General features: G+C 49.4%; 26 protein-coding genes and 1 other annotated feature. Of the genes, 22 read left to right on the top strand and 4 right to left on the bottom strand.

The features are described from left to right. The first annotated feature begins 2 nt into the window (after window positions 1–2). From carB to LACPH_RS06720, 5 genes are all read left to right on the top strand, one after another. Window positions 3–3,185 carry a carbamoyl-phosphate synthase large subunit gene (gene carB, locus LACPH_RS06740; protein ID WP_306387628.1) on the top strand — a complete coding sequence of 1,061 codons (3,183 nt, stop codon included), beginning with the start codon at window positions 3–5 and terminating at the stop codon, window positions 3,183–3,185. 52 nt (window positions 3,186–3,237) lie between these two features. Further along, the gene (locus LACPH_RS06735; protein WP_306387627.1) at window positions 3,238–4,107 is read left to right on the top strand and encodes a dihydroorotate dehydrogenase; all 870 of its coding nucleotides are present in this window, start codon (window positions 3,238–3,240) and stop codon (window positions 4,105–4,107) included. Then, complete coding sequence (gene pyrF / locus LACPH_RS06730; protein ID WP_306387626.1) at window positions 4,104–4,823, top strand: orotidine-5'-phosphate decarboxylase; 720 nt, start codon at window positions 4,104–4,106, stop codon at window positions 4,821–4,823. The genes LACPH_RS06735 and pyrF overlap by 4 nt, the downstream gene beginning before the upstream one ends. After that, on the top strand, window positions 4,816–5,457 hold the full coding sequence (gene pyrE / locus LACPH_RS06725; RefSeq protein WP_306387625.1) for an orotate phosphoribosyltransferase: 642 nt from the start codon (window positions 4,816–4,818) through the stop codon (window positions 5,455–5,457). The genes pyrF and pyrE overlap by 8 nt, the downstream gene beginning before the upstream one ends. Window positions 5,458–6,018: 561 nt before the next feature. Beyond that, window positions 6,019–7,092, top strand: coding sequence for a PTS sugar transporter subunit IIC (locus tag LACPH_RS06720; RefSeq protein WP_370531196.1), 1,074 nt, complete (start codon window positions 6,019–6,021; stop codon window positions 7,090–7,092). A gap of 140 nt (window positions 7,093–7,232) precedes the next feature. Here the strand turns inward: LACPH_RS06720 and LACPH_RS06715 are convergent, their stop codons facing one another. From LACPH_RS06715 to LACPH_RS06705, 3 genes are all read right to left on the bottom strand, one after another. Further along, entirely contained in the window at window positions 7,233–7,544 is a 312-nt protein-coding gene (locus LACPH_RS06715; RefSeq protein WP_025012370.1) for a MazG-like family protein, read from the bottom strand. Window positions 7,545–7,557: 13 nt separating this feature from the next. Next, window positions 7,558–9,258, bottom strand: coding sequence for an NFACT RNA binding domain-containing protein (locus LACPH_RS06710; protein ID WP_306387623.1), 1,701 nt, complete (start codon window positions 9,256–9,258; stop codon window positions 7,558–7,560). Between the two features lie 135 nt (window positions 9,259–9,393). After that, complete coding sequence (locus LACPH_RS06705) at window positions 9,394–9,666, bottom strand: AbrB/MazE/SpoVT family DNA-binding domain-containing protein (protein ID WP_306387622.1); 273 nt, start codon at window positions 9,664–9,666, stop codon at window positions 9,394–9,396. Between the two features lie 186 nt (window positions 9,667–9,852). Here LACPH_RS06705 and LACPH_RS06700 point away from each other — a divergent pair, with 186 nt between their 5' ends. The 15 genes from LACPH_RS06700 (at window position 9,853) to LACPH_RS06630 (ending at window position 22,711) form a co-directional block, all read left to right on the top strand. Then, window positions 9,853–10,719, top strand: coding sequence for a DegV family protein (locus LACPH_RS06700; RefSeq protein WP_049169823.1), 867 nt, complete (start codon window positions 9,853–9,855; stop codon window positions 10,717–10,719). Window positions 10,720–10,793: 74 nt separating this feature from the next. Next, the gene (locus tag LACPH_RS06695) at window positions 10,794–11,354 is read left to right on the top strand and encodes an NUDIX hydrolase (protein WP_025012366.1); all 561 of its coding nucleotides are present in this window, start codon (window positions 10,794–10,796) and stop codon (window positions 11,352–11,354) included. A gap of 298 nt (window positions 11,355–11,652) precedes the next feature. After that, window positions 11,653–12,750, top strand: coding sequence for a histidinol-phosphate transaminase (gene hisC, locus LACPH_RS06690; protein ID WP_306387621.1), 1,098 nt, complete (start codon window positions 11,653–11,655; stop codon window positions 12,748–12,750). A 141-nt stretch (window positions 12,751–12,891) separates the two neighbouring features. Further along, window positions 12,892–13,146 (top strand) — a binding site (T-box leader). Window positions 13,147–13,294: 148 nt separating this feature from the next. Then, entirely contained in the window at window positions 13,295–14,443 is a 1,149-nt protein-coding gene (locus LACPH_RS06685; protein ID WP_306387620.1) for an ATP phosphoribosyltransferase regulatory subunit, read from the top strand. After that, complete coding sequence (gene hisG / locus LACPH_RS06680; RefSeq protein WP_306387619.1) at window positions 14,440–15,069, top strand: ATP phosphoribosyltransferase; 630 nt, start codon at window positions 14,440–14,442, stop codon at window positions 15,067–15,069. Before LACPH_RS06685 ends, hisG begins: the two co-directional genes overlap by 4 nt. A 1-nt stretch (window position 15,070) precedes the next feature. Further along, complete coding sequence (gene hisD, locus LACPH_RS06675; protein ID WP_306387618.1) at window positions 15,071–16,351, top strand: histidinol dehydrogenase; 1,281 nt, start codon at window positions 15,071–15,073, stop codon at window positions 16,349–16,351. 41 nt (window positions 16,352–16,392) lie between these two features. Then, window positions 16,393–16,977: an imidazoleglycerol-phosphate dehydratase HisB gene (gene hisB / locus LACPH_RS06670; RefSeq protein ID WP_306387617.1), complete on the top strand. Its 585-nt coding sequence runs from the start codon at window positions 16,393–16,395 to the stop codon at window positions 16,975–16,977. Further along, the gene (gene hisH / locus LACPH_RS06665; RefSeq protein ID WP_306387616.1) at window positions 16,977–17,603 is read left to right on the top strand and encodes an imidazole glycerol phosphate synthase subunit HisH; all 627 of its coding nucleotides are present in this window, start codon (window positions 16,977–16,979) and stop codon (window positions 17,601–17,603) included. The genes hisB and hisH overlap by 1 nt, the downstream gene beginning before the upstream one ends. After that, entirely contained in the window at window positions 17,581–18,330 is a 750-nt protein-coding gene (gene hisA, locus LACPH_RS06660; protein WP_306387615.1) for a 1-(5-phosphoribosyl)-5-[(5-phosphoribosylamino)methylideneamino]imidazole-4-carboxamide isomerase, read from the top strand. The genes hisH and hisA overlap by 23 nt, the downstream gene beginning before the upstream one ends. Further along, window positions 18,299–19,057, top strand: coding sequence for an imidazole glycerol phosphate synthase subunit HisF (gene hisF, locus LACPH_RS06655; RefSeq protein WP_306387614.1), 759 nt, complete (start codon window positions 18,299–18,301; stop codon window positions 19,055–19,057). The genes hisA and hisF overlap by 32 nt, the downstream gene beginning before the upstream one ends. Beyond that, window positions 19,054–19,377: a phosphoribosyl-AMP cyclohydrolase gene (hisI, locus tag LACPH_RS06650; RefSeq protein ID WP_306387613.1), complete on the top strand. Its 324-nt coding sequence runs from the start codon at window positions 19,054–19,056 to the stop codon at window positions 19,375–19,377. The genes hisF and hisI overlap by 4 nt, the downstream gene beginning before the upstream one ends. Before the next feature lie 6 nt (window positions 19,378–19,383). Next, window positions 19,384–19,716, top strand: coding sequence for a phosphoribosyl-ATP diphosphatase (gene hisE, locus LACPH_RS06645; protein ID WP_306387612.1), 333 nt, complete (start codon window positions 19,384–19,386; stop codon window positions 19,714–19,716). Window positions 19,717–19,796: 80 nt separating this feature from the next. Continuing rightward, a complete protein-coding gene (gene hisC / locus LACPH_RS06640; protein ID WP_306387611.1) occupies window positions 19,797–20,885 on the top strand; it encodes a histidinol-phosphate transaminase in 1,089 nt (362 codons plus the stop codon). Window positions 20,886–21,031: 146 nt separating this feature from the next. Beyond that, on the top strand, window positions 21,032–21,829 hold the full coding sequence (locus tag LACPH_RS06635) for a fumarylacetoacetate hydrolase family protein (RefSeq protein ID WP_306387610.1): 798 nt from the start codon (window positions 21,032–21,034) through the stop codon (window positions 21,827–21,829). 246 nt (window positions 21,830–22,075) lie between these two features. After that, the gene (locus LACPH_RS06630; RefSeq protein WP_087912145.1) at window positions 22,076–22,711 is read left to right on the top strand and encodes a nitroreductase family protein; all 636 of its coding nucleotides are present in this window, start codon (window positions 22,076–22,078) and stop codon (window positions 22,709–22,711) included. A 181-nt stretch (window positions 22,712–22,892) separates the two neighbouring features. On the opposite strand, the gene LACPH_RS06625 is transcribed toward LACPH_RS06630, so the two are convergent. Next, a complete protein-coding gene (locus LACPH_RS06625) occupies window positions 22,893–24,095 on the bottom strand; it encodes an MFS transporter (protein ID WP_306387609.1) in 1,203 nt (400 codons plus the stop codon). Window positions 24,096–24,192: 97 nt separating this feature from the next. Here LACPH_RS06625 and LACPH_RS06620 point away from each other — a divergent pair, with 97 nt between their 5' ends. Continuing rightward, window positions 24,193–24,888 carry a response regulator transcription factor gene (locus tag LACPH_RS06620; RefSeq protein WP_306387608.1) on the top strand — a complete coding sequence of 232 codons (696 nt, stop codon included), beginning with the start codon at window positions 24,193–24,195 and terminating at the stop codon, window positions 24,886–24,888. Continuing rightward, complete coding sequence (locus LACPH_RS06615) at window positions 24,881–25,840, top strand: sensor histidine kinase (protein ID WP_306387607.1); 960 nt, start codon at window positions 24,881–24,883, stop codon at window positions 25,838–25,840. Before LACPH_RS06620 ends, LACPH_RS06615 begins: the two co-directional genes overlap by 8 nt. The last annotated feature ends 80 nt before the right edge of the window (window positions 25,841–25,920 follow it).

The raw sequence follows: 25,920 nt of genomic DNA, 5'->3' as shown, positions 1-25,920 counted from the left end.
TCATGCCAAAACGTCAAGATATTCATAAAATCTTAGTGATCGGCTCAGGTCCGATTATCATCGGTCAGGCCGCAGAATTTGATTACTCGGGGACTCAGGCTTGCCTTGCCTTACGTGAAGAAGGCTATGAAGTTGTTTTGGTAAACTCCAATCCGGCCACCATCATGACCGACACGGAAATCGCGGATCGAGTTTATATCGAGCCGTTGACCGTCGAATTCGTCAGCCAGATCTTGCGTAAAGAGTTGCCAGATGCCATTTTGCCAACAATCGGCGGACAAATCGGTCTGAACCTTGCCATGAAACTAAGCAACACCGGCATTTTGGACGAGCTCGGCATCGAATTGCTGGGCACCAAGCTTAGCGCAATCGATCAAGCCGAAGACCGCGAATTGTTCAAAAATCTGATGCAAAAACTCCACGAGCCGGTTCCGGAGTCCGCCATCGCCAACAACGTGGATGAAGCGCAGGAGTTTGCCGACAAAATCGGCTTTCCTGTCATCATTCGCCCAGCCTTCACCATGGGCGGCACAGGCGGCGGTATTGCCGATAATGAAAAAGAGCTTGCCGAAATTGCCGAAAACGGTTTGAACCTGAGCCCGGTCACTCAAGTGTTGATCGAGCGTTCCATTGCCGGCTATAAGGAAATCGAATTTGAAGTCATGCGCGATGCTTCCGATTCCGCCATTGTGGTCTGCAACATGGAAAACTTCGATCCAGTCGGTGTGCATACCGGCGATTCAATGGTCTTCGCGCCAACACAAACGCTCACGGATAAAGAAGTCCAGATGTTGCGTGACTCAGCCTTGAAGATCATTCGTGCGTTGAAGATCGAAGGCGGCTGCAACGTTCAGTTTGCACTTGATCGCAACAGCTTCAAGTACTATGTCATCGAAGTCAATCCTCGGGTCTCCCGGTCCAGCGCGCTAGCTTCCAAGGCCACCGGTTATCCGATTGCTAAAATGGCTGCCAAAATTGCGGTCGGTTTGCATCTGGACGAAATCAAGAATCCGGTCACCAAGAAGACTTGGGCCGAATTCGAACCGGCCTTGGACTATGTGGTTACCAAATTACCGCGTTTCCCATTCGATAAATTTGAAAATGGCGACCGCACCCTCGGCACCCAAATGAAGGCCACCGGTGAAGTCATGGCGATTGGCCGAACGCTTGAAGAAAGTCTGCTAAAAGCGGTACGCTCACTTGAAGTCGGCCTCATTCATCCTCGCCGTCCGGCTTTTGCCAAGCTCAGTGACGATGAATTAAGTAAGCATATCATTCAAGCCAACGATGAACGACTCTTTTATCTAGCTGAAGCATTTCGGCGGGATTATACCATCGATGAAGTCGCCGAATTGTCCAAAATGAACCCATTCTTCCTCGACAAGATTAAACACATCGTCGAATTGGAACGGGAACTGGCTGCGCATAAAGCCGATTTGCCGTTGCTCGCTGAAGCAAAGCGTTATGGTTTTGCTGATGAAGAAATTGCCCAGCTTTGGGGCTTACATGCGGATCAGATTCGGCAAATGCGCAAGGAACAGCACATTTTACCGGTTTACAAAATGGTCGATACCTGTGCCGGCGAATTTGCTAGTGATACCCCGTATTACTACAGCACTTATGAAAGCAGCACGGAAAGCTTCAAAAGCGATAAGCCGAGCGTCTTAGTCATCGGTTCCGGTCCGATTCGGATTGGCCAGGGGGTCGAATTCGATTATGCAACGGTTCACAGCGTTAAGGCCATTCAAAAAGCCGGCTATGAAGCCATCATCATGAACAGCAATCCAGAAACGGTTTCCACTGACTTTTCGATTGCGGATAAGCTGTATTTTGAACCCTTAACCCTTGAAGATGTTCTGAACGTCATTGACCTGGAACAACCAGAAGGCGTGATCGTGCAGTTTGGCGGCCAAACAGCGATTAATCTGGCGGAACCACTGGCTAAACGCGGCATTAAAATTCTGGGCACCTCCGTTGAGGATCTTAATCGGGCGGAAGATCGGGATCTGTTTGATCAAGTCATCAAACAATTGAAGTTACCGCAACCAGAAGGCGGTACCGCAACCGATAAAGCCGGCGCACTGGCAGTTGCAGAAAAGATTGGTTACCCGGTTTTGGTTCGGCCAAGTTACGTATTAGGCGGTCGGGCGATGGAAATCGTGCATGATGCCGATGAATTAGCCAGTTACATTGATCGGGCTGTGTCGGTTTCCCACGACCATCCGGTTTTGATCGATCACTATCTGGTCGGCAAAGAATGCGAAGTTGATTGCATCTCCGATGGTGAAACGGTGGTTTTGCCGGGGATCATGGAACATATCGAACGCGCCGGCATTCACAGCGGCGACTCGATGGCTGTTTATCCGCCGCAAACCTTCAGTCAGGACATCATTGACCAGATTACCGATGCAACGATCAAACTTTCACGGGCTTTGAACTGCATCGGCTTGATGAACGTCCAATTCATCATTCATCAAGGCAAAGCATATGTCATCGAAGTTAATCCGCGAGCCAGCCGAACGGTTCCTTTCTTAAGTAAAGTAACCAATGTCAAACTGGCACAAGTTGCGACCTTGGCGATTCTTGGATTGAGTCTGAAAGAGCAGGGCTTTAAAACGGGCTTACTGCCAAACCAGGCAGGGATCCACGTCAAAGCACCAGTGTTCAGCTTCTCCAAGTTGAATCACGTTGATAGCTTGTTAGGGCCGGAAATGAAGTCCACTGGCGAAGTTATGGGCAGTGATACCACCCTAGCCAAAGCTTTGTATAAAGCATTCGAAGCAGCCGGCATGCACTTGCCACAATTTGGCCGCGCGTTAATCACGGTTAAAGACGCTGATAAAACCGAAGCAACCGAACTGGCCAAACGGTTCCGCGAAGTCGGTTACCAGCTGGTCGCCACCAGCGGCACAGCCAAAGCATTTGAAAAAGCCGGGATTACGGTTGAAACCATCGAAAAACTTGATAGCGGCAAAGAAACTATTTTGGAAGACATTGCCGACCGCAAGATTCAGTTGGTGATCAACACCATGACCGCCGACAAGAAGACCTCAAGTGATGGCTTCCGCATTCGGGAAACTGCTATCGAACATGGCGTACCATTGATGACCAGCCTCGATACCGCAGATGCCATTTTGAAGGTCTTGGAATCACGGGCATTCTCAATGACACCAATTAGAAGTTAAAGCCGACAACTGCCGGCAGCAGCAGCCGTTACAACAAAGGAGGCAGCATCACATGATTCAATTACCCGGCTTTACGATGAAGAATCCGTTCATGCCCGCCAGCGGGACATTCGGTTTTGGCGAACAATACGCCAAACAATATGATTTGAATCTGCTGGGGGCATTGGTGACCAAATCAACCACCTTATTGCCACGGGTTGGCAACCAAGGCAAGATTTTTGCTGACGGCCCGAGCAGTACACTGAATGCAGTCGGGTTGAAGAATCCAGGATCCGAGGTTGTGTTACGCGAAAAACTGCCTTGGTTGGCAAAGAACTATCCTGATCTGCCAATCATCGCCAGCATTGCCGGTGCCGATGTTGCCGAATATGCGGCGGTTGCTAAAAAGTTGAGCGCGGCCCCAAATGTCAAAGCTCTGGAAATTAACATTTCCTGCCCAAATGTGAAACAAGGTGGCATGGCGTTTGGTACGAATCCGGTGGTTGCTGCGGCCGTCACGCGCGCTGTCAAGGAAGCCAGTTCGGTCCCGATTTTCGTTAAACTCACGCCTAATGTCACCGACATCACCGTGATTGCCAAAGCAGTCGAAGCCGCGGGTGCAGATGGCATCTCCTTGATTAACACATTGGTGGGTATGCGCTTGGATATCCACACGGGTCAACCGGTTTTGGACAATGTGACCGGCGGTGTTTCCGGTCCGGCCATTCTACCGATAGCACTGCATCTGGTTTATCAGGTTGCCCACACTGTTCATGTTCCGATTATCGGCATGGGTGGGGTCAGCTCCGGTCACGATGCTGCCGAGATGTTAGCTGCAGGGGCCCAGGCAGTCGCAATCGGATCGGCCAATTACTATGAAGAAAAGGCAATTCCTAAAATTGCCGCAGCATTTGCACGCATTCAGGAAGGACAGGCGGTATGACACCTATCATTGCACTCGATTTTAAAGATCAGGCGACCACACTTGATTTTTTAGCGCGTTTTCCCAAAGATGAACGGCTTTTCGTCAAAATCGGGATGGAACTTTTCTATGCTGAAGGGCCGGCGATTATTACCGCCATTCAGGCAGCGCACCCGGTTGACATTTTCCTCGACCTAAAACTTCATGATATTCCGAACACGGTTGAAAAAGCCGCTTGGCAATTAGGCAAATTAGGCGTGACACTGACAACCGTGCACGCAGCCGGCGGTAAGGAAATGATGCTGGCAGCCAAACGCGGCTTGCTGGCAGGTGCCAAAGCCGCGAATCATCCGGCACCTAAAATGCTCGCCATTACCCACCTGACCTCAACCGATCAAACCATGCTGGAAAACCAATTGTCCATCGATGTGCCACTGAATCAGGCAGTTCAACACTTAGCGGCCATCGCGCAGGCCAGTGATGCAGACGGCGTTGTTGCCAGTGCCTTAGAAACGCCATTGATCCGCAGTGTGACTAAACCTGAATTTCTCGTGGTCACACCAGGCATCCGGCCACACGGTGCCGCAATCGGCGACCAAAAACGGGTCGTCACACCGGGTCGAGCCAAACGGTTAGGCAGTTCGGCCATTGTTGTCGGCCGCCCGATCACACAGGCACCTGATCCAGTTGAAGCCTATCAATCGATTAAGAAAGCGTGGGAAACAGCACATGACTAAACTAGAAAACCAAATTGCCAGCGATTTACTCCGCATCAAAGCCGTCACATTACGTCCCGAAGAACCATTTACTTGGGCAAGCGGGTTAAAAAGTCCAATTTATACCGATAATCGTCTCACTATCGGTTACCCTGACGTTCGCAGTAAAATTGCGGCCGGCTTAGCCCAGGAAATCGTGGCTCATTACCCGGACGTGACGGCCATCGGTGGGGTGGCCACTGCCGGGATTCCGCATGCGGCTTTAGTCGCCAATCTGCTGAACTTGCCATTGGTTTATATTCGGAGTAAGCCTAAAGACCACGGGCAGGGGAGACAGATTGAAGGGCACCTTCCAGAAGACGCCAAGCTGGTCGTCATTGATGACCTGCTATCGACGGGCGGTTCCGTGCTCAGTGCTGTGGCCGCAGCGCAAAAAGACGGCGTCAACGTTCTGGGTGTCGCAGCAATCTTCAGTTACCAACTGGCAGCAGTGACCGCTAACTTCGCCAAGGCGGGTTTGCCATTCTTCACGCTGACAAATTATACGGCGCTCATTCAAACTGCTGAAGCTCAAGGCGCCGTTACGACTCAGCAGCTAAGTTCCTTACATCAATGGCGTGAGGATCCCGCCAAGTGGGGCGATCGGTTCCAATAATCGCTAGGCCGTCGAGCATATTCATCAAAATTAATCTGAAAGGCCCTGTCAGCAGTGTTGATTTTCAACATTGCTGACAGGGTCTTTCTTTGTTGAAATGTTTCTAAAGCTACGATGACGTTTTGCAATTTTCGTGCGTTGGCTATGACTATCATTAAAAGTGCAATTGCAAACAGCTGAGCATACTGACTGTTTCATATTAAGCGTAGTGCTTCCTGATAACGATCATTGAGTCACAATCATGTCTAAAGATGTCCAGCAAATACTGAATATGCCTTTTTAAAATTGAATTAATAAGTGGGTTTCTCTTGATCTAAAGTTCACGTATTGACGGCCAAAACGGTTAATTTTGCGACTGCAATTTATCGTTGCGACCATTGCAATGCCCACTGATGTATAACAGAAAAATTCTATTAATTAATTTCAATCTAACGCTAGACTTACCTGCACATTTTCTGTTAATATTCTCATTACATTCTTATTAAGGGGGAAAATTCAATGGCAGGAGATTCAACAACAAAAGGAATGCCAGCTGCAGCCGAAACACTTGCTGACGCACCGATGCAAGGAGAGCGAGGTTCTCACGCGACGACTACTCAGGCAGCCAGTATGACAGTGACGGCTTTTATCAATAAGGTTTTATCAGGAACAGCGTTAGGGGTCATTATTGGATTGATTCCAAATGCGGTTTTGTCCGGTATTCTCAAGTATTTTGGAACGAACACATTTGCAGTAACCTTGACGCAAGTCGCAGCCATTTTTCAAATTGCCACCCCCTTAATTATTGGCGGCTTAATCGCGCTGCAATTTGAACTGAAGCCTTTGCAGATGATGGTAACGGCAGGGGCAGCGTTTGTTGGCTCAGGCGTCGTGAAATTCAACCCGGCCACGAAAGCCTATGTTGGTGCCGGGACCGGCGATTTGATCAATACCATGATTACGGCATCAATCGCTGTCTTAGTCTTGCTATGGGTGAAAGATCGGTTTGGTTCAACGGCTGTCATTGCTATGCCAATTCTAGTCGGGTGTGGCGTCGCTTATATTGGGGTACTGTTGCTGCCATTCATCGCAGCTTTCACTACCGCGATCGGCGATGTCATCAATAGCTTCACCACTTTGCAACCGATCCTCATGGCTGTTCTGATCTCCTGTTCTTTTGCCATTTTAATTGTCAGTCCGATTTCAACTGTTGCTATCGGGCTGGCGATCCAACTTCACGGCGTTTCGGCAGGGGCGTCAGCAATGGGCGTTGCCGCCACAACCTTGGCACTGGTGGTTTATTCCTGGAAGGTCAACAAATCTGGCGTCACGATTGCCATTGCATTAGGCGGAATGAAAATCATGATGCCAAATCTGTTTAAACATCCAATCATCCTGCTGCCATGCTTGTTCACGGCAATCATCTCGGCCATCCCGGTTGCGTTATTGTCAATCAGCGGTACCCCACAGTCGGCCGGCTTCGGGATTGTTGGCATGGTCGGGCCGCTTGCCGCCATGGATGCTGGTTTGGCGATTCCGCTGGTTTTACTTTGCTGGATTGCTATTCCAATCGCGGCAGCATTGCTAAGCAAAGTGCTATTTGAAAAGATGCTAAAATTGTTCGACAGTCGAATCGTTTTCAAATTTTTGGGTTAGTAAAGACGCGCCCTAAAAATATCCAAAAATAGTAACCAAAAAATGACCAAACATCCCCAATCGTAAACGGGTATATTTGGTCATTTTTTAGTGGCCGTAGAACATGATCGCGCAGTCTCAATCTTTACCTAGACACTGCTTCATTCAAGATGCTTATGGCCTTGCGCATCGTAAACACGATGGTCATTGATGGCAACTTTTGCATTAACCGCCTCAGCCAAATCAATCCCCTTGATTTCGGCGATGCCGAGCAGATAAATGGTGACGTCAGCCAATTCTTCAGCGATATTGTCTTGGTCGCGCTTAAGCAGTGCTGTGGTCAGTTCAGCCATTTCATGATAGGCGAGCAGCATTTCAAAATTGGTATCGGTCGTGTTCCAGCCATGTTTAACTTTGTTAGCAATAATGTGTTCCTGAATCGGTCGACTAATTTGTGCAGATGTGTTGGTCATTTAAAATCCCTTTCTATTTCGTCGGCGGGGTGCGCAGTTTGTCGACTAATTCAGCATCTGGCGTGACACTCACCGTTTTTTGCCCTTCGTAAACAACAAAGCCGGGTTTGGCGCCATTGGGTTTACGAATTTTCTTCACTTCAATCCAATCAACGGGAACATTGGCACTTTCCCGAGCTTTAGAAAAATATGCAGCCAATTTAGCCGCTTCTAGCAGTGTTTTCTCACTGGGCTTACTGCTGTCGATAATGACGTGCGAGCCAGGAATATCCTTGACATGCAGCCAAATATCGGTTTTCTTGGCGGTATGCAAGGTCAGTTGGTCATTTTGTAAATTATTTTTGCCCACCCAGATTTTCGTACCATCACTGGCATAAAATTGATCCGGCTTGGAAACTTTCTGGCGTTTGTTACCTTTCTTCTGCTTCTGTTTCCGCAAATAGCCTTGCTGCTGCAGCTCGAGGCGAATATCGGCTAAATCCTTAGGGCTGGCCACATTAATTTGGGCCATAATGCCTTCCAGATAATCGAGTTCCTCCTGATTTTCCTGCATTTGTTGGTTCACATGAGCAACCGCATTGCGTAATTTCGTGTATTTGGCAAAATATTTCTGGGCATTGCGCGAAGGGGTAAGCTGATTCGAGAGTGTAATCTTAATTGGCTGATTATCCGCATAAAAATTTGGTAATTCGATGCTGGTCATGCCTCGCTGTACCTGACTCAGATATGTCGTCAAAATTTCGCCACGAATGCGGTAATCATCGGCCTTCTCCGTTTCCTCCAGCGTGCGTTTCAATTTACGCTGTTTTTTACGGTCTTTATCGATGACGTTTTTAATCACATGAATCAAGTTGCCGCCTTGTTGCAAGACGCGATCGTGCTCGGCTTTTTGTTCATAATACGCGTCAAGCATCGTACTCAAGGTCGGGTAGTGCTGCTGATCACCTGATAGCGACTGATAGGGGATGGCAGTAAAGACCGCTTTTTTGCCTTGCGTCGTAATCGTCGGCGCTGGCGCTTCAAGTTCCTTGAAAAAGCCATCCCATCCAGCATCGCCTTGATTGAGGCGCAAAGCCAGTTCCGCAGCAGAATCCTTGGCTAATCCTTGATAATGTTGCTGAAGCAAGGCGGCGCGGCTGAGTGTTGGCGTCACTTGACGTTCTAGTTCGTGGTAAAGTCGATCAGGATCATCAAACGGATTGATTTTGTCCTGTTTTGGCGGCTCCACATACGGCGCACCAGGCATCAACGGGCGATAGCGATTCTGGTCAGCCGAGACGTGACGAATTAAATCAATGATTTTTCCGGTTCGCTTGCTAACCAAAAAAATATTACTGTGTCGGCCCATCATCTCGATAATCAAACGCAGTCTTAACTCATCACCCAGTTCATCGCGCGTTGAGAATTCAAAATGCAGCACGCGATCGTTTTGCACCTGATGAACTGCCGTTAATGTTGCGGCGTTAAAATACTTTCGCAATGTCATGGTAAAGGTAGCGGGAACGTCGGGATTCGTAAAGGGAATATGGGTAATTTGCACCCGCGCGTACTGCGGATTGGCCGACAGTAGCAGGGGATGATTTTTACGTCCAGCACGAATGGTAATCACGACTTCGTTTTCATAAGGCTGTTGAATTTTTGCAACACGGCCTCCGCTTAAGATTCCGTTAAGCTCTTGGGCCATGGCATGAGTAAAGATTCCATCAAAAGACATGTTAATCCGCTCGCTTTCCAATTGTCCCAATCATTTTACCGGTTTTAAGGCGTTTATGGAAGAGCGAGAGATTTGCGTCCTTCAGTAAGATCAAGAATGAGGAAAATGACGTTGCTCTAGTGAAACCTTCTCTTTTCAGTCATCGATCAACTCTGCCCCAACATCTTTTCCCCAATCAGGCTCAGGTGTGTCGATACTACCGTGGGCCGCATCCTGTTCGCGAATGATCGACCATAGATCCGACTTTTGTTCTTTATCGATCATAACTTGTCCATGATCAGTCAGCTGAAAAACAAGCTTATCATGATCGCTCAATCCCAGTTTTTCACGAACGGCCCTGGGAATAGTGATCTGGTGCTTACTGGTCATTTTGGCCACAGCCAATGTGGTATGCTTTGAAGTCGTCATTGCAAGGTCCTCCTTAGAATTGTCTATGCTCAAAATATAGCATAGTTAGTGTTGAAAGGTAGTATCTGGAGAACGGTTGAAGCATCCAGCGTCAAATTTAGATAACACGCTCCCGGGTGTTTCTCCTTGATCTTTGCATTTTATGGTATGATGTAGACAATCATTTTTAAAAAAGTGGGTGCCTGTATGAAAACTGCTATCGTGACGGATAGTACCTGTTATCTGCCGCAAGCCGAAATCGACAAACATCACATTACCGTGGTGCCGATTCCGGTCATTCTTGACGGCGCAGTCTATGACGAAGGTAAGGATATTACCACAGAAGAATTCTACGCCAAACTAAAAACCGCAAAAACATTTCCTAGCACCACGCAACCGCCACTGGGTGAGATGCTGAAGCTTTACGAAAATCTCGCCAACGAAGGCTATGACACCATTATCAGCATTCATCTTGCCAGCACGATTTCCGGCTTTGTCAATACCTTAAAAGGTGCCGTTGATGAAGTTCATGGCGCTAAAGTTTATGTTTACGATTCCCAAATTACCGTTATCCTAATGGGCTGGTTGGTTCTAGCCGCAGCGCAAATGGCTGAGGCCGGCAAGGATCCGGAAGCTATTTTGGCTCGGCTGGATGATCTGCGCAGCACCATGGGCGAATACTTCATTGTCAATGACTTACAGAATCTTGTCCGCGGCGGCCGCTTAAGTAATGCCTCAGCCTTTATTGGCGGTATGCTGAAAATTAAGCCATTATTAACTTTCGACGATCAGTCCCATAAAATCGTCGCTATCGAAAAAATCCGTTCCATCAAAAAAGCTTACGCCCGCGTTGAGACATTGTTCCAGCAAGAACTTGAACGAGTCGATTATCCGATTCGCGCTGTGGTGATTCATGCTAATGACCCTGAGGAAGCACAGCGCTGGTTGACGGATCTTCAGCAGAAGTTTCCGACTGTTCCGTTCGAACTTTCCTATTTCGGCCCGGTTGTCGGGACACACTTAGGCGAAAAGGCCATTGCCCTAGCATGGATGAAGGATTTCACCAAAGCATAAGTAAAGTCGCGTCCAGGCGCGGCTTTTTTGATTTGAGCGTGAGCAGGAGCGCGTTATTTTGAGGAGGACTCAGTATGTTTTTTGACCAACCCTTAGCGAAGGGAAAAATTTTAAGTGAAACGCCGCATTATCACGGTCCGATTTTCGATGTTGTGACGCAAAAAATCAAAACGCCTGATGGTCTGACGGTTGAACGCGATTTGATTCGCCACGCCAATGCTGTTGCCATGCTGGCACTGACAAACGATGGGCGAGTGTTAGTCAATCGGGAATATCGGGTGGCAACCAACAGCGAAGTTTTCGGATTGCCTGCCGGATTAATCGATCCCGGTGAGGATTGGCAAACGGCAGCAAGCAGGGAACTGCACGAGGAAACCGGTTATCTGACCCATGATTTGCAATGGCTAACCGCGGTCCGTTCCAGCGAAGGGATGACCGATGAAACAGTCAATCTTGTGCTGGCCAAAATTAACTTAGCCGCCAAAACATCGCAAGATTTCGATAAGGACGAATTCGTCACCAGCCGTTTAGTGCCGTTTTCTGAGCTGGTTGAAGGCGTCAAAGCAGGTAAAATCAACTCGGCTCAAACCGTTGCGGCAGTGACTTACTATTTAGCCTTTGTTGCCAATAGCTGATGTTCGCTGATCCATGACACCAAACAGGCACTAAAGGACTGAATTCCGTCTTTTAGTGCCTGTTTGTGTGGGCAAAAGTCGATGGCGAAAAACTTTTGGCAACGAACTTCGTCTGGCGTAGGTGATAAAAAAAGCGCCAATGTCTTTTATATTTAGCGCAGTTGAATAACATTTGAAAATTTCAAGAAAGAAAAACAAGGTTAGTCTCTGTTACATTTATGAATATTTATGCATTTTATATTTACATTGCACCCAAATGCGGGTAAACTCTAAGGCAATTAAGAAAGCAGGTGGCGTGATGTTGCGCAAAAGTATCGCCGGGTTGCCGGATTATGTATCGGACAGCACCCCGGAAAGAATCGCGAAGGCGGCAGGTTTGGCAAAACTAACGCGCTTATCTTTTAATGAAAATCCTGTCGGTACTTCTCCTAAAGTGCAGGAAGCCATTGCCAATTGGACTTTTTCACAAGCTCGCAGTTATCCTGATCCGGATGCCATGCCGTTGCGAACTGCCGTGGCGGAGCGGCTGCACATTCCTGCTGATCAACTACTTTTTTCAAGTGGCTTGGACGAAATGATTGCCTTGATTTGCCGAACCTTCCTTGACGTTGGCGACGAGAGCCTTCAGCCATGGCCGACTTATCCGGAGTATCAGCTTCAGGCGGCGATTGCGGGTGCTGTGACGGTCAATGCACCGGTCGACGATGCCACAGGAAGCATTGATCTTCAAGCCCTGTTGGCAGGCATCACACCGAAAACGAAAGTCATTTGGTTATGCAACCCAAACAATCCCACCGGAACCTACTTACCGGTCAGTGAAATTGCCGAATTCATGGCACAGGTGCCGCCAGAAATTTTGGTTGTCGTGGATGAAGCCTATATTGACTTTGTTGATCAGGTCGCCAATCCTTCCGTCTTGCCGCTGATCACAAAGTTCGCCAATTTATTGGTGATGCGCACCTTTTCCAAACTTTACGGACTCGCCAATTTCCGCGTTGGTTTTAGCATCGTCCCCAAGGCGCTCATTCCGAAAATGCAAAACGTGCGCTTGCCTTATAACATTAGCGGCCTCAGTCAGACGGCCGCTTTGGCAGCATGGAAAGATGTTGCTTTCACGCAAAAAGTTAAACGCCAACTTTTTGCGGCGCGCCAGCAATGGACAGCATTCTTCGATCACCATCACATCCGGCATTACGCCACCCAGACCAACTTTATGCTGTACCAAGTGGCGCAACCACAAGCATTAGGCGCTTTCTTAAAGCAACATGGCTATCTGGTGCGCGATAGTATGGTTCCCGGATGGATTCGCCAAAGCTTTGGAACCCCAGAACAGGATGCTGAAGTGCAGGGGTTGTTGCTCGATTTTCTGAAAACGACATTTCCACTGGCAAAATGATCATTTTGAATATCGCAATCTCGTTCTTGCTTCTAAATTAAAAAACAAACGGTTGGCAATCGGCGGAACCTAATGCAGTTATTTTAAAAAAGTAGTTGACATTTTTCTAAAGGTCGTTATGATTAGAGTCACATTAACAAACATGAAGTTGTGATTAGACCAAGTAAGCTACCACCGATCCCAAGAGAGCGCCCATTGCTGAGAAGGCGCGATCGACCAGCCGAACACACATCTAAGAACTTGATGGCTGAACCAAGTAGGCTGTCACGCACCCGTTGCGTTATCACCGCTGCCAGTCACAGTTCGCGCAAGCCGACTTGCGGCTGGTAGGTGAGGTTTGGGTCGTGAGGTCCAAACAAAATTGAGGTGGTACCGCGATCACTAATCGCCCTCGAAAACGTAAAAACGTTTTCGGGGGCTTTTTTTATGTGAGCGTGAGCCGGCGCGCTGTAGATAGCAAAAATTCAACTAGACTAATCACCAGCCAACACGCCCCCAATAACTTCACACCAGAAAAACTTGCGCCAACGAAAGGAGCACCGTCATGTCAAATCGCCATTTGCCTGTTGGTACCCGCGACGAATTCGGGCCGCGCGCTATCCGTAAAGAAAACCTAATTCAAATCATGAGCCGCCATTTTATCGATGCCGGATTCGATAGGGTTAAAACGCCCTTGTTGGAATATCGTGATGTTTTCCAGTCGTTGACTGTCAAGGGTGAACAACCTTATCAGATGCTCGATGATGCAGGGGAGACCGTTGTGATGCGACCGGATTTGACGTTGCCATTGGCGCGCTTGTTGAGCACCACCAATATTCAGCCGCCGGTTCACTGGTGGTATGTCGGCGATATTTTCCGCGTCAGAAAAAGTCTGAGCGGTACCTACAACCAAATCACCCAAGCAGGCATTGAATTGATCGGTTACGCGTCTTTGAAAGCCGAATGGGCGTGTTTAAACGAAGCCATCCGCATTTGTAATGATTTGAAGGTTGGCGATTTAACGCTAGAACTTTCCGATGCACGCTTTGTTCCGCAAATTCTGCAGGCTTTGGCGCTGGACCCGGAGACCGAAGCCGCATTGCAGACGGCCTTTTTCGCGAAGAATCTCAACGCCTACGAACGGTTGATTGAACCACTGGCTGCCAATGCGTTGTACCCCTTCTTAAAGCAATGGCCGTGGTTATTCGGTCCAGCTGCGACCGTTTTCGAACAATTAAGGCAATTATTGCCACCGGCATTTGTAAGCGATCAGGTAGCACGTCTGCAGACGACAGTCGATTTCTTGAAGGACCAATTCCCAGATCTTAACGTCACGTTGGACTTAACCAGTCAGCCGCCGCAATCGTATTATACCGGCCTCTTTTTCCACGCCTACGTCCCTAATCGGCGCGAATATCTGTTTAGCGGCGGGCGCTACGACCGGCTCATGGCCAGCTTTCAACGCGATCTGCTGCCGGCGGTCGGATTGGCATTTGATGTTGATGCCTTAACGGACACCGTTCAGGAACCAACCGCATCATCGCAGACCTTTGTTTATAGCTTACCTTCCCAGTGGCAGGAAGCAGCAGCGGTTGTCGCCACAACGCCCAATGCCCGGCTTTGCCTCGTCGATTCGCTTGCTGAAGCCCGGGCATTGGCAAAAAGTCGCCATGCTCGCTTAATTGATCTTTCCCCCAAGGAGGCCACACTATGACGTTAACCATTGCATTGGCAAAAGGCAGGACAACTGAACAGGTGCTGCCACTACTCAGCGCTGCCGGTATTGACTGTACGCCGCTCCAGAAAAAAAGCCGGCGCTTGCTCTTTACCGATGATCCGGATTTCCATTTTGTCCTTGTCAAAGCGCCTGATGTCTTGACTTACTTGAACCGCGGCACGGTGGATATTGGCATTGTCGGTTCGGATATCCTCGAGGAACAAGGTCATCAACAGTTTGACCTGTTGGATCTTAGAACCGGTCGTTGCCGCTTCATTCTCGCATCAACCCCTGACTTTGACCCATATCAGACAAGTCGCAAGCGAATCGCCACCAAATATCCGCACATCGCCCAGCGCTATTTTCAGACACAAGGCGAAGACGTTGAGATGATTAAAATTGAAGGGTCGGTTGAGCTGGCACCGCTGACCGGCATGGCTGATGCGATTGTCGACATCACTGAAACCGGGACGACCTTACGCGAAAATCATTTGAAGGTTTTTGCAACACTAACGCCAGTGTCCACCCATCTCGTGGTGAATCGGTTGGCGCTCAAGCAAAAGAAATCTGCCATTTATCAACTCATCCAAGCACTGAAACGGGTTCGTCCCCAGGAGGTTTAACATGAAAATTCTTACCGGCACTTTAACCCAACTTCAAAAACAAGTCGCTGCCCGCGAACAAAACCTAACACAAAATACGGCGGTTCAAACAACCGTACAGGAAATTCTGGCTAACGTGAAAGCAAAAGGAGACGCTGCTTTACGCAACTACAGCGCGCAACTTGACCACGTTTCAATCGACGACCTGCGCGTTCCACAAGCAACAATTGATGCTGCCTTGGCAAACTTATCGCCGAAATTATTAACAGCGTTGAACTTGGCCAAGACCAACATCACAAGTTACCACCAGTTAGAAATCAGCCATGGCTTTATCGATAGTCCGTCCGCAGGCATCATACGCGGCCAAAAAGTGACGCCGCTTGACGCAGTTGGCTTATACGTCCCCGGAGGTACCGCTGCTTATCCGTCAACGATTCTCATGACGGCGATCCCGGCCAAGCTTGCAGGCGTCAAAAAAATCGTCATGGTGACACCACCGCAAAAAGCGGGACTTAATCCTGTGGTTTTGGCCGCTGCCAAATTGGCTGGTATTGACGAAATTTACCAGGTCGGCGGCGCCCAGGCGATTGGGGCTTTGGCTTTTGGTACGGAAACCATCCCGCGCGTTGACAAAATCATGGGCCCGGGGAATCAATACGTTGCAGAGGCCAAGAAACAGGTCTTCGGAGCCGTTGCCATTGATATGATTGCCGGTCCATCGGAAATCGGAATTATTGCCGACGATTCGGCCGATCCTGTGCGGGTAGCTGCCGATCTCTTATCGCAAGCAGAACATGACCCCAATGCCCGGGCAATGCTCGTTACACCTAGTGAAAAGTTGGCTGAGGCCGTCAGTGATCAAGTCGAAATTCAGTTAGCAACGTTGCCACGAGCGGCCATTGCCCGCACTGCGATCAGGAATCAGGGCTTTATCGCTGTTGTTAACGACACGGATGCCGCATTTACCCTCATGAACACGATTGCGCCGGAACACTTGGAGATCCAATTGCCGGATCCGATAACCTACTTAAATCAAATCCACCACGCCGGCTCGGTATTCCTTGGCGAAAATGCTGCAGAACCGGTAGGCGATTATGTGGCTGGCCCGAACCATGTCTTGCCGACTGCCGGATCGGCGCGATTTTTCTCACCCTTAGGCGTTTATGATTTTGTGAAACGAACCCAATTTATTCAATACAGTTCCGAAGCGCTAGCGCAGCAAGCCGATGCGATTGTCACGTTGGCGCGAACCGAAGGGCTGGACGGTCACGCCGAGGCGATTTTGAAACGAACAACCCGATAAATGTTTGCCAACGTATCACTGAGCGACAAGGAGGTATTCCCATGCGAACAGCCACGATCACCCGAACAACCAAAGAAACCCAAATTACGATTAGTCTCAACCTTGATCAGCAAAGCGGTATTGCCATCGATACGGGCATTGGCTTTTTTGACCATATGCTAGAGGCGTTTGCCAAGCATGGCCGCTTTGGCCTGACAATCAAAGCCCAAGGCGACCTGGATGTCGACCCGCATCACACGATTGAAGATACCGGTATCGTCTTAGGCAGCTGTTTTAAGCAGGCACTCGGCGACAAAGCGGGTATTGAACGTTTTGGCAGCGCCTTTGTTCCCATGGATGAAACACTGGCCCGCGTTGTCGTTGATCTTTCCGGTCGCGCCTACCTGGTGTTTGACGCCGAGTTAACCAACCAACGATTGGGCGGCTTTGACACGGAAGTCACCGAGGATTTTTTTCAAGCAGTTGCCTTTGCCGGCGAGTTTAACCTGCATGCTGCTGTTTTATACGGACGCAATACCCATCATAAAATTGAAGCCTTGTTCAAAGCACTTGGTCGCAGCATGCAAGCGGCCGTTGCCGAGAATCCGGCCGTCAAGGGGATACCGTCAACTAAGGGAGTGATTTGATGATCGTCATCGTGGACTATGACACCGGCAACACGCTTAACGTCAAAAAAGCACTTGACTATCTGGCAATCGATAATCAGCTTTCCGCCGATCCTGCCGTTATCATGGTGGCAAGCGGTCTGATTTTGCCAGGGGTGGGCGCCTTTAAAACGGCCATGAACGCCTTACAGCAAAGACATCTCATCTCGGTGATTCAGGCCTTCGCCGCCACTGGTAAACCATTACTTGGCATCTGCTTAGGCATGCAGCTGTTGTTCGATCGCAGCGAGGAGTTTGGTGAAACGCAAGGCCTGGGACTTATCCCCGGACAGGTCGTCGCGATTCCGACAAAAGGGGGTATCACGATCCCGCACATGGGCTGGAACACTAACACACTGACCCAAAACGATCCGTTTGCAGCAGGATTTGCCAATCAAGCGACCTATTTCGTGCATTCTTATTACGTCCAAACAAAAAGTGCGTATACACTCGCCACGACCGATTACGGCCAACCACTGACCAGTATCGTTCGGCGCCAAAATATTCTCGGCACGCAATTTCACCCAGAAAAAAGCGGTGCGATTGGCCTTGCCGGTTTGCAGCGTTTTAAGGAGATGACCGACCATGCAACTTTATCCAGCCATTGATTTATTAGCCGGCAAAAGCGTCCGCTTAACGCAAGGCGACTATGAACGGGTCAGTTTAAGCGCTGACCCGTTAGACCAAGTGGCGCGACTGAACACAGCCGGCTTAACCCATCTGCACCTGGTTGATTTAGACGGCGCTCGCGCTCAACAACCGATCAATCAAGCTGCCATCACGGCCATTCGCCAACACACCTCGGCGTTTATCGAATTAGGCGGCGGCATTCGCAACCTAACAACGATGAATCAGTATCTGACAGCCGGTATCGATCGCCTTGTCCTTGGTTCCGTTGCCATTACGGATCCTGATATGGTTGCACAGGCGGTTGCGCAATTTGGTGCACAGCGAATTGTTGTTGGCATTGACGTTCGTTCAGGTAAAGTCGCCACAAACGGCTGGCTGACCACAACTCGGCAAAACGGCGTGGACGTGATGCAAACGATGCAGGCAGCCGGGGTGCAGACGGTGATCGTAACCGATATCGGCCGGGATGGCACGATGCAGGGGCCAAACGTTGACTTACTAAGGACGCTTCAACACGCCATCCCTGAGATCAACATTGTAGCCAGTGGTGGTGTTCGGACGCTGGCTGACTTAACCGCCTTACGCACAGCCGGCATTCACGCCGCCGTTATCGGTAAAGCGTGGCAAACCGGCGCCATCGATCTGAACAAACTCAAAGAATTGGAGGATGACGATGCTGACCAAACGAATTATTCCATGCCTTGATGTCGATCAGGGACGGGTTAAAAAAGGCGTTCATTTCATCCAGCTCAAAGATGTTGGCGACCCGGTTGCCATCGCCAAAGCTTATGAAGCCCAAGGAGCCGATGAACTTGTCTTTCTGGACATCACTGCCACGACTGACGCCCGCCAAACCATGACCCAAACAGTGGCCGCAGTGGCAGCGCAGGTTTTCATGCCGCTCACAGTTGGCGGGGGGATTCGCTCAGTTGCCGATATGCACGACTTGTTGCGCGCCGGAGCTGACAAGATTGCTTTAAACTCGGCTGCTGTGAAGCAGCCGAAACTTATCACGGCCGGTGCCGAGACATTCGGCAGTCAGGCGGTAGTGGTCGCCATTGACACCCGGTGGCAACCTGAACGCCAACGCTACCAGGTCACGATTAATGGTGGCCGCACGCCGGTGGATCTCGATGCAATTAGGTGGGCCAAACAGGCAGTCGCCGCCGGAGCAGGTGAGCTGTTGGTCACGTCAATGGACGCTGACGGCACGCAGAAAGGCTTCGACTTAGCTTTGTATCGCCAATTAAGTGCCGCGGTGACCGTTCCCATTGTTGCAAGCGGCGGTGCAGGTTCCGCCGAAGATTTCGTTTCCTTGTTCAAAGAGACCGCCGTTTCGGCCGGCCTCGCCGCGTCAATTTTCCATTTTGGTCAATTAACCATCCCCGAAGTCAAAACGGTTTTAAAACAAGCAAAGGTGGCGGTTCGATGATCGCACTTGATTTTAAAAAGGGCTCAGGGTTGATCACAACGGTTATTCAAGATGCTCGAACCCAACAGGTTTTGATGGTGGCGTACATGAATACCGAAAGTTTTGAGAAAACCCTGGCAACCGGTGAAACCTGGTTTTGGTCGCGCAGTCGCCAGATGTTGTGGCACAAAGGTGAAACTAGCGGCAACATCCAAAAAGTCCAATCAATCGCCGTTGACTGCGATGCGGACACGTTGCTGATATTGGTTCTACCCGCCGGTCCTGCCTGTCACACCGGGCACACGAGTTGTTTTTATCGCACTTATGCAAGAAAGGAATGATCAGCCATGACAGCTGACAAACAAAGTATCACCGAACTATATGATCTCATCAAAGACCGCCAAGCCCAACCGATTCCCGGTTCCTATACGGATTATCTCTTCACCAAGGGGCTGGACAAGATTCTAAAAAAAGTTGGCGAGGAAAGCACCGAGGTCATTGTCGCTGCCAAAAATCCTGATGACGCCGCCTTTGTCCTCGAAGTCGCCGATCTGACTTATCACATTCTGGTGTTGATGGTTGAACGCGGTATCACGCTTGATCAGATCGAAGAAGAATTGGCGAGTCGCGAAGGGAAAATGAGTCGTCTGAAGGAACGCAGCAGCATCAATAAGTATTGATGGTTGAATAGCCCGCGGTAGCCACACATTTAACGCCGCTGGTTCACGCTCACTTTTTTGCACACGAGGAGGAAAAGAACATGCTTAAACACACCGTTGAGCATTTACAACCTTACATCCCAGAAAAACCACTGACCGATTTAAAAAAAGAGCTGGGGTTAACCAGCCTGGTCCGAATGTCAGCAAACGAAAATCCTTTTGGTACCAGTTCTGAAGTGAAACAGGCGGTAGCTAGCTGGAACTTTGCGCAAAGTCGTGATTATCCGGACGGTAACGCGAGTCAGCTGCGCATGGCGGTGGCTAACCAACTTCATGTTGCGAGTGAGCAGCTTGTGTTTGGTAACGGTCTTGACGAAGTGATTGCCTTAATTGCCCGAACCTTTTTGGAGCCGGGGGATGAAGTTGTCGAGCCTTGGCCAACGTTTTCCGAATACCGGTTACATGCCGAGATTGAAGGCGCCAAGGTGGTGGATGTCCCGGTTCAACCCGAAACCGGCAACTTCGATCTAGCCGCGATGGTGCAGGCCATCACACCCCGAACAAAGCTGATATGGTTATGTAACCCGAACAATCCCACAGGCACACTGCTGTCACTGACGGCATTAACCCGGTTCATGCGCCAAGTACCGGAAGATGTACTGGTTCTGGTAGACGAAGCTTATATCGAATTCACCGACGACTATCCCGCCACAAGTGCAATCGGCCTGCTGCCGCAATTCGATAATCTGGTTGTCTTACGCACTTTTTCCAAAATCTACGGCCTGGCCAATTTTCGCGTTGGTTTTGGTATTTTCCCGAAGCAACTGGTCAGCTATCTTCAGTCGGTTCGCTTACCTTATAACCTCAGCACCATCGCACAATTAAGCGCACAGGCTGCATTGGCTGATCAGGGGTTTGTTCAGACAACACGAAGCTGCGTTCGGCAGGCACGTCGCAGCTGGGAAACTTTTTTGACAGATAGCGCGTTGCCGCATTATCTCAGCCAAACAAACTTTCAATTTTTTCAGGCACCACAAAATCAAGCGCAAGCCCTCAAGCAGGAATTGCTCCAGCACGGCTTTCTTGTTCGTGATGGACTCATGCCTGGCTGGTTGAGAGTCACTTTTGGAACCGCAAGCCAAAATCAAGCCGTTCAGCAAGTTATTCAGGCGTTTCAGGTGAATCTCTGATGAGCGTATACCAAGATCGTGTCTTAGTTCATCGCCTCGCGTCACCTAAGATTAACTCATCTATCACGGCTAATGCATTTGGCACCACGATTTTTCAGAAGTAAACTGAATGCGTGCCTTAATACTTCTGAAGGGAAGTTTTTCAAGTGAAAATTGCCAACATTGGCGGTCAGCCGCATGTGATCACGTCAGCATCGACCGCCCAGCCGATTACGAATGCGCCGGATGTGTTAACCGCTTTAACGCAGCCGGCATCATTAACGCTCGGGTCGACCGTTCAATTTAGCGCTAACCAGCTGGAAGCACCTCTCACGACTAGCCAGCAGATTTTTGCGATCGGGATGAACTTTTTGGATCACTCGGAAGAAATTCACATCAAGTTGCCAACGGTTCCAAGTGTTTTTACCAAATTCAGCAGCTCATTGGCCAAGCCGACTGCCACGGTGCGCATGCATGGGCCCAAAACCGACTGGGAAACCGAGTTAGTCGTGGTGATCGGGCTTGGTGGCCGCAATATTCCTGAAGGCGAGGCGATGCGCCATGTTGCCGGCTGGATGGTCGGCGAAGATTTAAGCGATCGGGCTGTTCAGTTTGCCAATGCGGAACCGCAATTTTCTTTGGCAAAGTCGTTTCAAAACTATTCACCCATCGGTCCGTGGGTCACATCACCTGACGAAATCGCCAATCTGGATAGGCTACAAATCACAACAACGGTCAATGGTCAGGTGATGCAGCAGGCAAGTCTGGACCAACTGATCTTTAAAGTACCCACGTTAATCCATTATCTTAGTGGGATTGTGGCACTGCAGCCCGGCGATCTCATCTTCACCGGAACGCCGAGTGGTACAGGTGTTGGCCGCGATCCGCAAGTCTTTTTGAAGCCTGGCGATCAATTGACAGCGGCGATTACAGAATTAGGTGCATTACAGTTGACGATGGCATAGCAGACTAATGATGGCGCTTTCATTTTTCTTATAAGGCCTATACCATTTTTAAATATCACTAGGAAAACGCCAACATTTAGCGTATCCTGAAGATGTCCAAAAATATTAACGCGTTCCCCGGCGCAGAAGTCTGCGTGTAAGGACCTTGGTCGCAATGGCCTAAGCCCGGGCCATCACACCCAAGGCCACTTACACTCCGACTTCTAAGCGCGCCGGCTTACGCTCACATTCTAAGAGGTGAATTTGATGTTGGAAAACAATAACTTTGATGAAGTCGTCATGAAACGCCACACTGCACGCGAATTTGATCCGGAAATTACTATCAGCAAAGGCGAATTGCTACAGATGATTACTTATGCGACAAAGGCGCCGAGCGCATTAAATATGCAACCGACCCGTTTTGTCGTGGCCCAAAGTAACGCAGCAAAAGAAAAAATCGCCAGCGTGGCTGGAACTAATGCACCGGAAATTTTGTCCGCATCCGCGGTTGTGCTTGTCGGTGGTGAACTGGATTTAGGGCCATTTGAAGCAGAACTGTTCAAGCGAGCAGCGGCAGCAGGCTTGCTGACCGACCGCGCCGTTGAGCATCAAAAACCCATGATCGAGAATCTGGTAGCATCTTTCCAAACCGACAAACAGGCGTTACGTGAATTCATCATTCAAAACAGCAGTCTGGCCGCTATGTCCTTCATGTTGGCTGCGCGCGCCTATGGCTATGAAACCGGCGCCATGACTGGTTTTGATCACGAGAAGATCTTACCGGCACTCGATCTTGATCCTGAGCATTTCATGCCAACGCTGCTTATTGCTGTGGGTAAGCCAAAGAATGCGCCGGACTCACTTTATCGAATCCCAGCAAGTAAAGTCACCTTTTTTAAATAAACATATTGCTCGCAAACGTCTGCTGGTGGGTCATGATGACTGACCACTGGCGTCTTTTACCAGCAGCTCTTCAGCGATTTTAAACTTGAATAGAAAAACGCCTCATCACACATGAAGTGCCGTCGTCCGGCCTGTCGTGATGAGGCATTTTTGAATACATCGTGATCAGCAGTAGGCATCGCTACCAACTCAATTTTTTTAACCGCTGCCAGAACCAGTAGGCAACGCCAATTAATAATAGCCCAGTGATGATGAAGATCCATCCGATTGGCACCCAGTCTGCCAATGGTCCATACGCCAACATCGCCAGCGGATAGATACCGGTCGATAGGATTGCCCATAACGAAAAGACGCGCCCTAATTTATCTGCTGGTACGTTCTCCTGCAGATAAATTGTCTGACCAGCTTGAATCAACGGATAAAAAATACCGGAAATAAACATGAAGAACAGATAAGTGATGAACGGCTGCTTAAGCCCCATTTCCGCAAACGCAATACCGCTACCGGCAAAGCCGATGGCGATGAGGCCAAGCTGGTCGCGAAACTTTTTGTGACGGGCAATAAACAGGCCACCCAAACCGGCTCCGATCGTCCACGACCATTCGTTGAACGTTAAATGCCAGACTTCCGAGCCAAATGTCCGATTCACATACAACGTTGATAGTTGCGAGGATGGCGCAATTAAAATAAAGGCCGCGCCGGTAAACAACATGAACGCCAGCAGCAACGGTGTATTCCCCACGTAACGCAGGCCGGCCAGGATCCCGTTTTGACGTTTGCTGGCCCGATCTCGGCGCGCAGTTGGCGTCGGTACGTGAACCACCCCTAGGCAAAGTACCGCTAACGCCGCAGTCAAGGCATCAATGACGAATATCCAGAAGATTCCCAGATCGCTGAGAATATAGCCTGCCAATAATGGTGACATCACCAACATTGCCGCCATCAAAATTTGATTGTAGCCATTCACCCGCGTAATTTGTTTGGCTGGCACCAGCTGCGGCAATAAGGCATTGGCCGCTGGATTTTCCAGTCCGTTGCCAAAGCTGCGGATCACGGCAATCACCAGCAACAGCCACAGCTCCTGAGTCACAAAAGCAAACACGTAGGCAACAGCGAGGGTCAAAACCGTGACCGCAACGGCAGAGAGGACAATCAACCATTTTCGATTGTACCTATCAGCCAAAACTCCAGCGGATAAGGAGATTAAAATTGCCGGTAACGAAGTCGCCAATGACACATAAGTCATCCACGCGCCTGAAGACGTTTTTAAGGCAATGTCCCAAAGCACCGCAAAAAAGACGGTTGACGTACCGAAAACAAATAAATTTTGACTTAACAGAAAAGCCGCAGTTTGTCCTTGCCAGCCGATTTTTGATTGTCCCAACTTAAACACCTGAAATCAGTTAAAATAGAAACTGACTTTAGTGTAAATCAAAAGATCAAAAAAACCCACGAATCACCACGAAGGGAGCGCAATGAGCATGCCCCAAAAGATTTTTATTGTTGAAGACGACGATGTGATCGCTAAAACGATCGCCAATTACCTGAATCGCTGGGCGTTCACGGTCAGCCTGGTTAAAAAATTTGACCAAGTCGACAAAGAAATTCGCGCCGCGGCACCGGATCTCGTGATTATGGACATCAGTCTGCCATATTTTAACGGCTTTCACTGGCTAAGTGAGCTGCGCAAGCACAGCAACGTACCGGTTATTTTTCTGACGAGTTCCGGCGATGATATGAACCTCGTGATGGCCATGAACCTGGGTGCTGACGACTTTTTGGCCAAACCGATCGAATTGCCGGTTTTGTTGGCGAAGATTCAGGGGATGCTGCGGCGGACTTATCAGTATCAGCAAACCGAGACTAATTTAACCCACGACGACTTCACGCTGGTACCGACTGATAATCAGCTACGCTCACCAGCAGGCGTGCTTGATATCACACCCACCGAGACTAAATTATTGAGCCTTTTGTTTAGTGCCAATGGGGAAGTTGTGACCCGCGAAGCCATGATTGAAAAGCTGTGGGAAGGTGACGAGTTTATCGACCGCAATGCATTAGCCGTGAATATGAATCGGCTGCGCAAGAAAGTCGCACCGGTTGGCCTGGCGCAACTGATTGAGACGGTCAAAGGTAAAGGTTATCGGTTGGCCAGCAAGGAGGCCGGCCATGATTAAGGCTTATTACCATGCACGCTGGATGGTTTGGTTAAGCCTGCTCACGTTGCTTCTGACCGGTCTATTGGCAAATTGGCTGATTAATGTCTCAATTGAGGTCATCCTTAACATGTGGCTGTTCGCCCTGATTCCGTTACTCGTGATTGGCGGTTACGATCTGTGGCGTTTCAACCGGGAATGGCAGCAATTACAAGCGGATGTCTCGTTGCTGGACGATACCCAAATCACCGATCCGTTGGGCCGCGCATATTATCAAAAAATCCAGTCTTTGCAACAAACTGTGCGAAAAAACAGCGATACCTACCGCGATCGCGAGCAGGAAATGTTAGACACCTTGCAGTTGTGGACGCACCAAATCAAAACGCCGCTAACGGCTTTGGATTTGCTACTGCAGGTAGAACCGGTCAATGCAAACGATGCCCGGCTGGAAATCAGCAAAATCAATCGCTATCTAACAGTGATGTTAAACTACCTCAAACTGACAACCCTCAACACCGATCTGGTTTTAACCGAAGTGGCGCTAAAACCACTCGTCAACGAAACCGTTCGCGATCTGGCCAAGTTGTTTATCGCCAAGGATTTAACGGTCTCCGTCGAAGCATTGCCAACCGTTGTCAGTGATAGTCAGTGGCTGCGGTTTATTTTTGAACAACTCTTGACGAATGCCATTAAATACACGCCGCGCGGGTCCATCCGGATTTACGCAAAAGGGGATGCCGTTTTTGTCGCCGACACGGGTATCGGAATTTTGCCAGAAGACCTGCCGCGGATTTTTGAACAAGGGTATTCCGGCTATAACGGGCGCGCCACGCAAAAGGCTAGCGGATTAGGCTTATTCCTTAGCCGTCAGATCGCCGAAAAATTAGGCTTGCGGTTAACGGTGACGTCAAAAGTCGGCGTTGGCAGTACGTTTGCGATTCATTTTCCCCAAACCCGATGGCTGGCAGAGTAAGCCAGCTTACCAGCTTGTAAGCAACCGCAGCTGACTGTAAGTAGTTTTAGGGTGCCATCCCTTTTAAGCTAGTCAGTGAA

This window comes from Lacticaseibacillus parahuelsenbergensis (genome assembly GCF_030770265.1).
Lineage (GTDB): Bacteria > Bacillota > Bacilli > Lactobacillales > Lactobacillaceae > Lacticaseibacillus > Lacticaseibacillus casei.
This window is presented reverse-complemented; position numbering and strand designations above follow the sequence as displayed.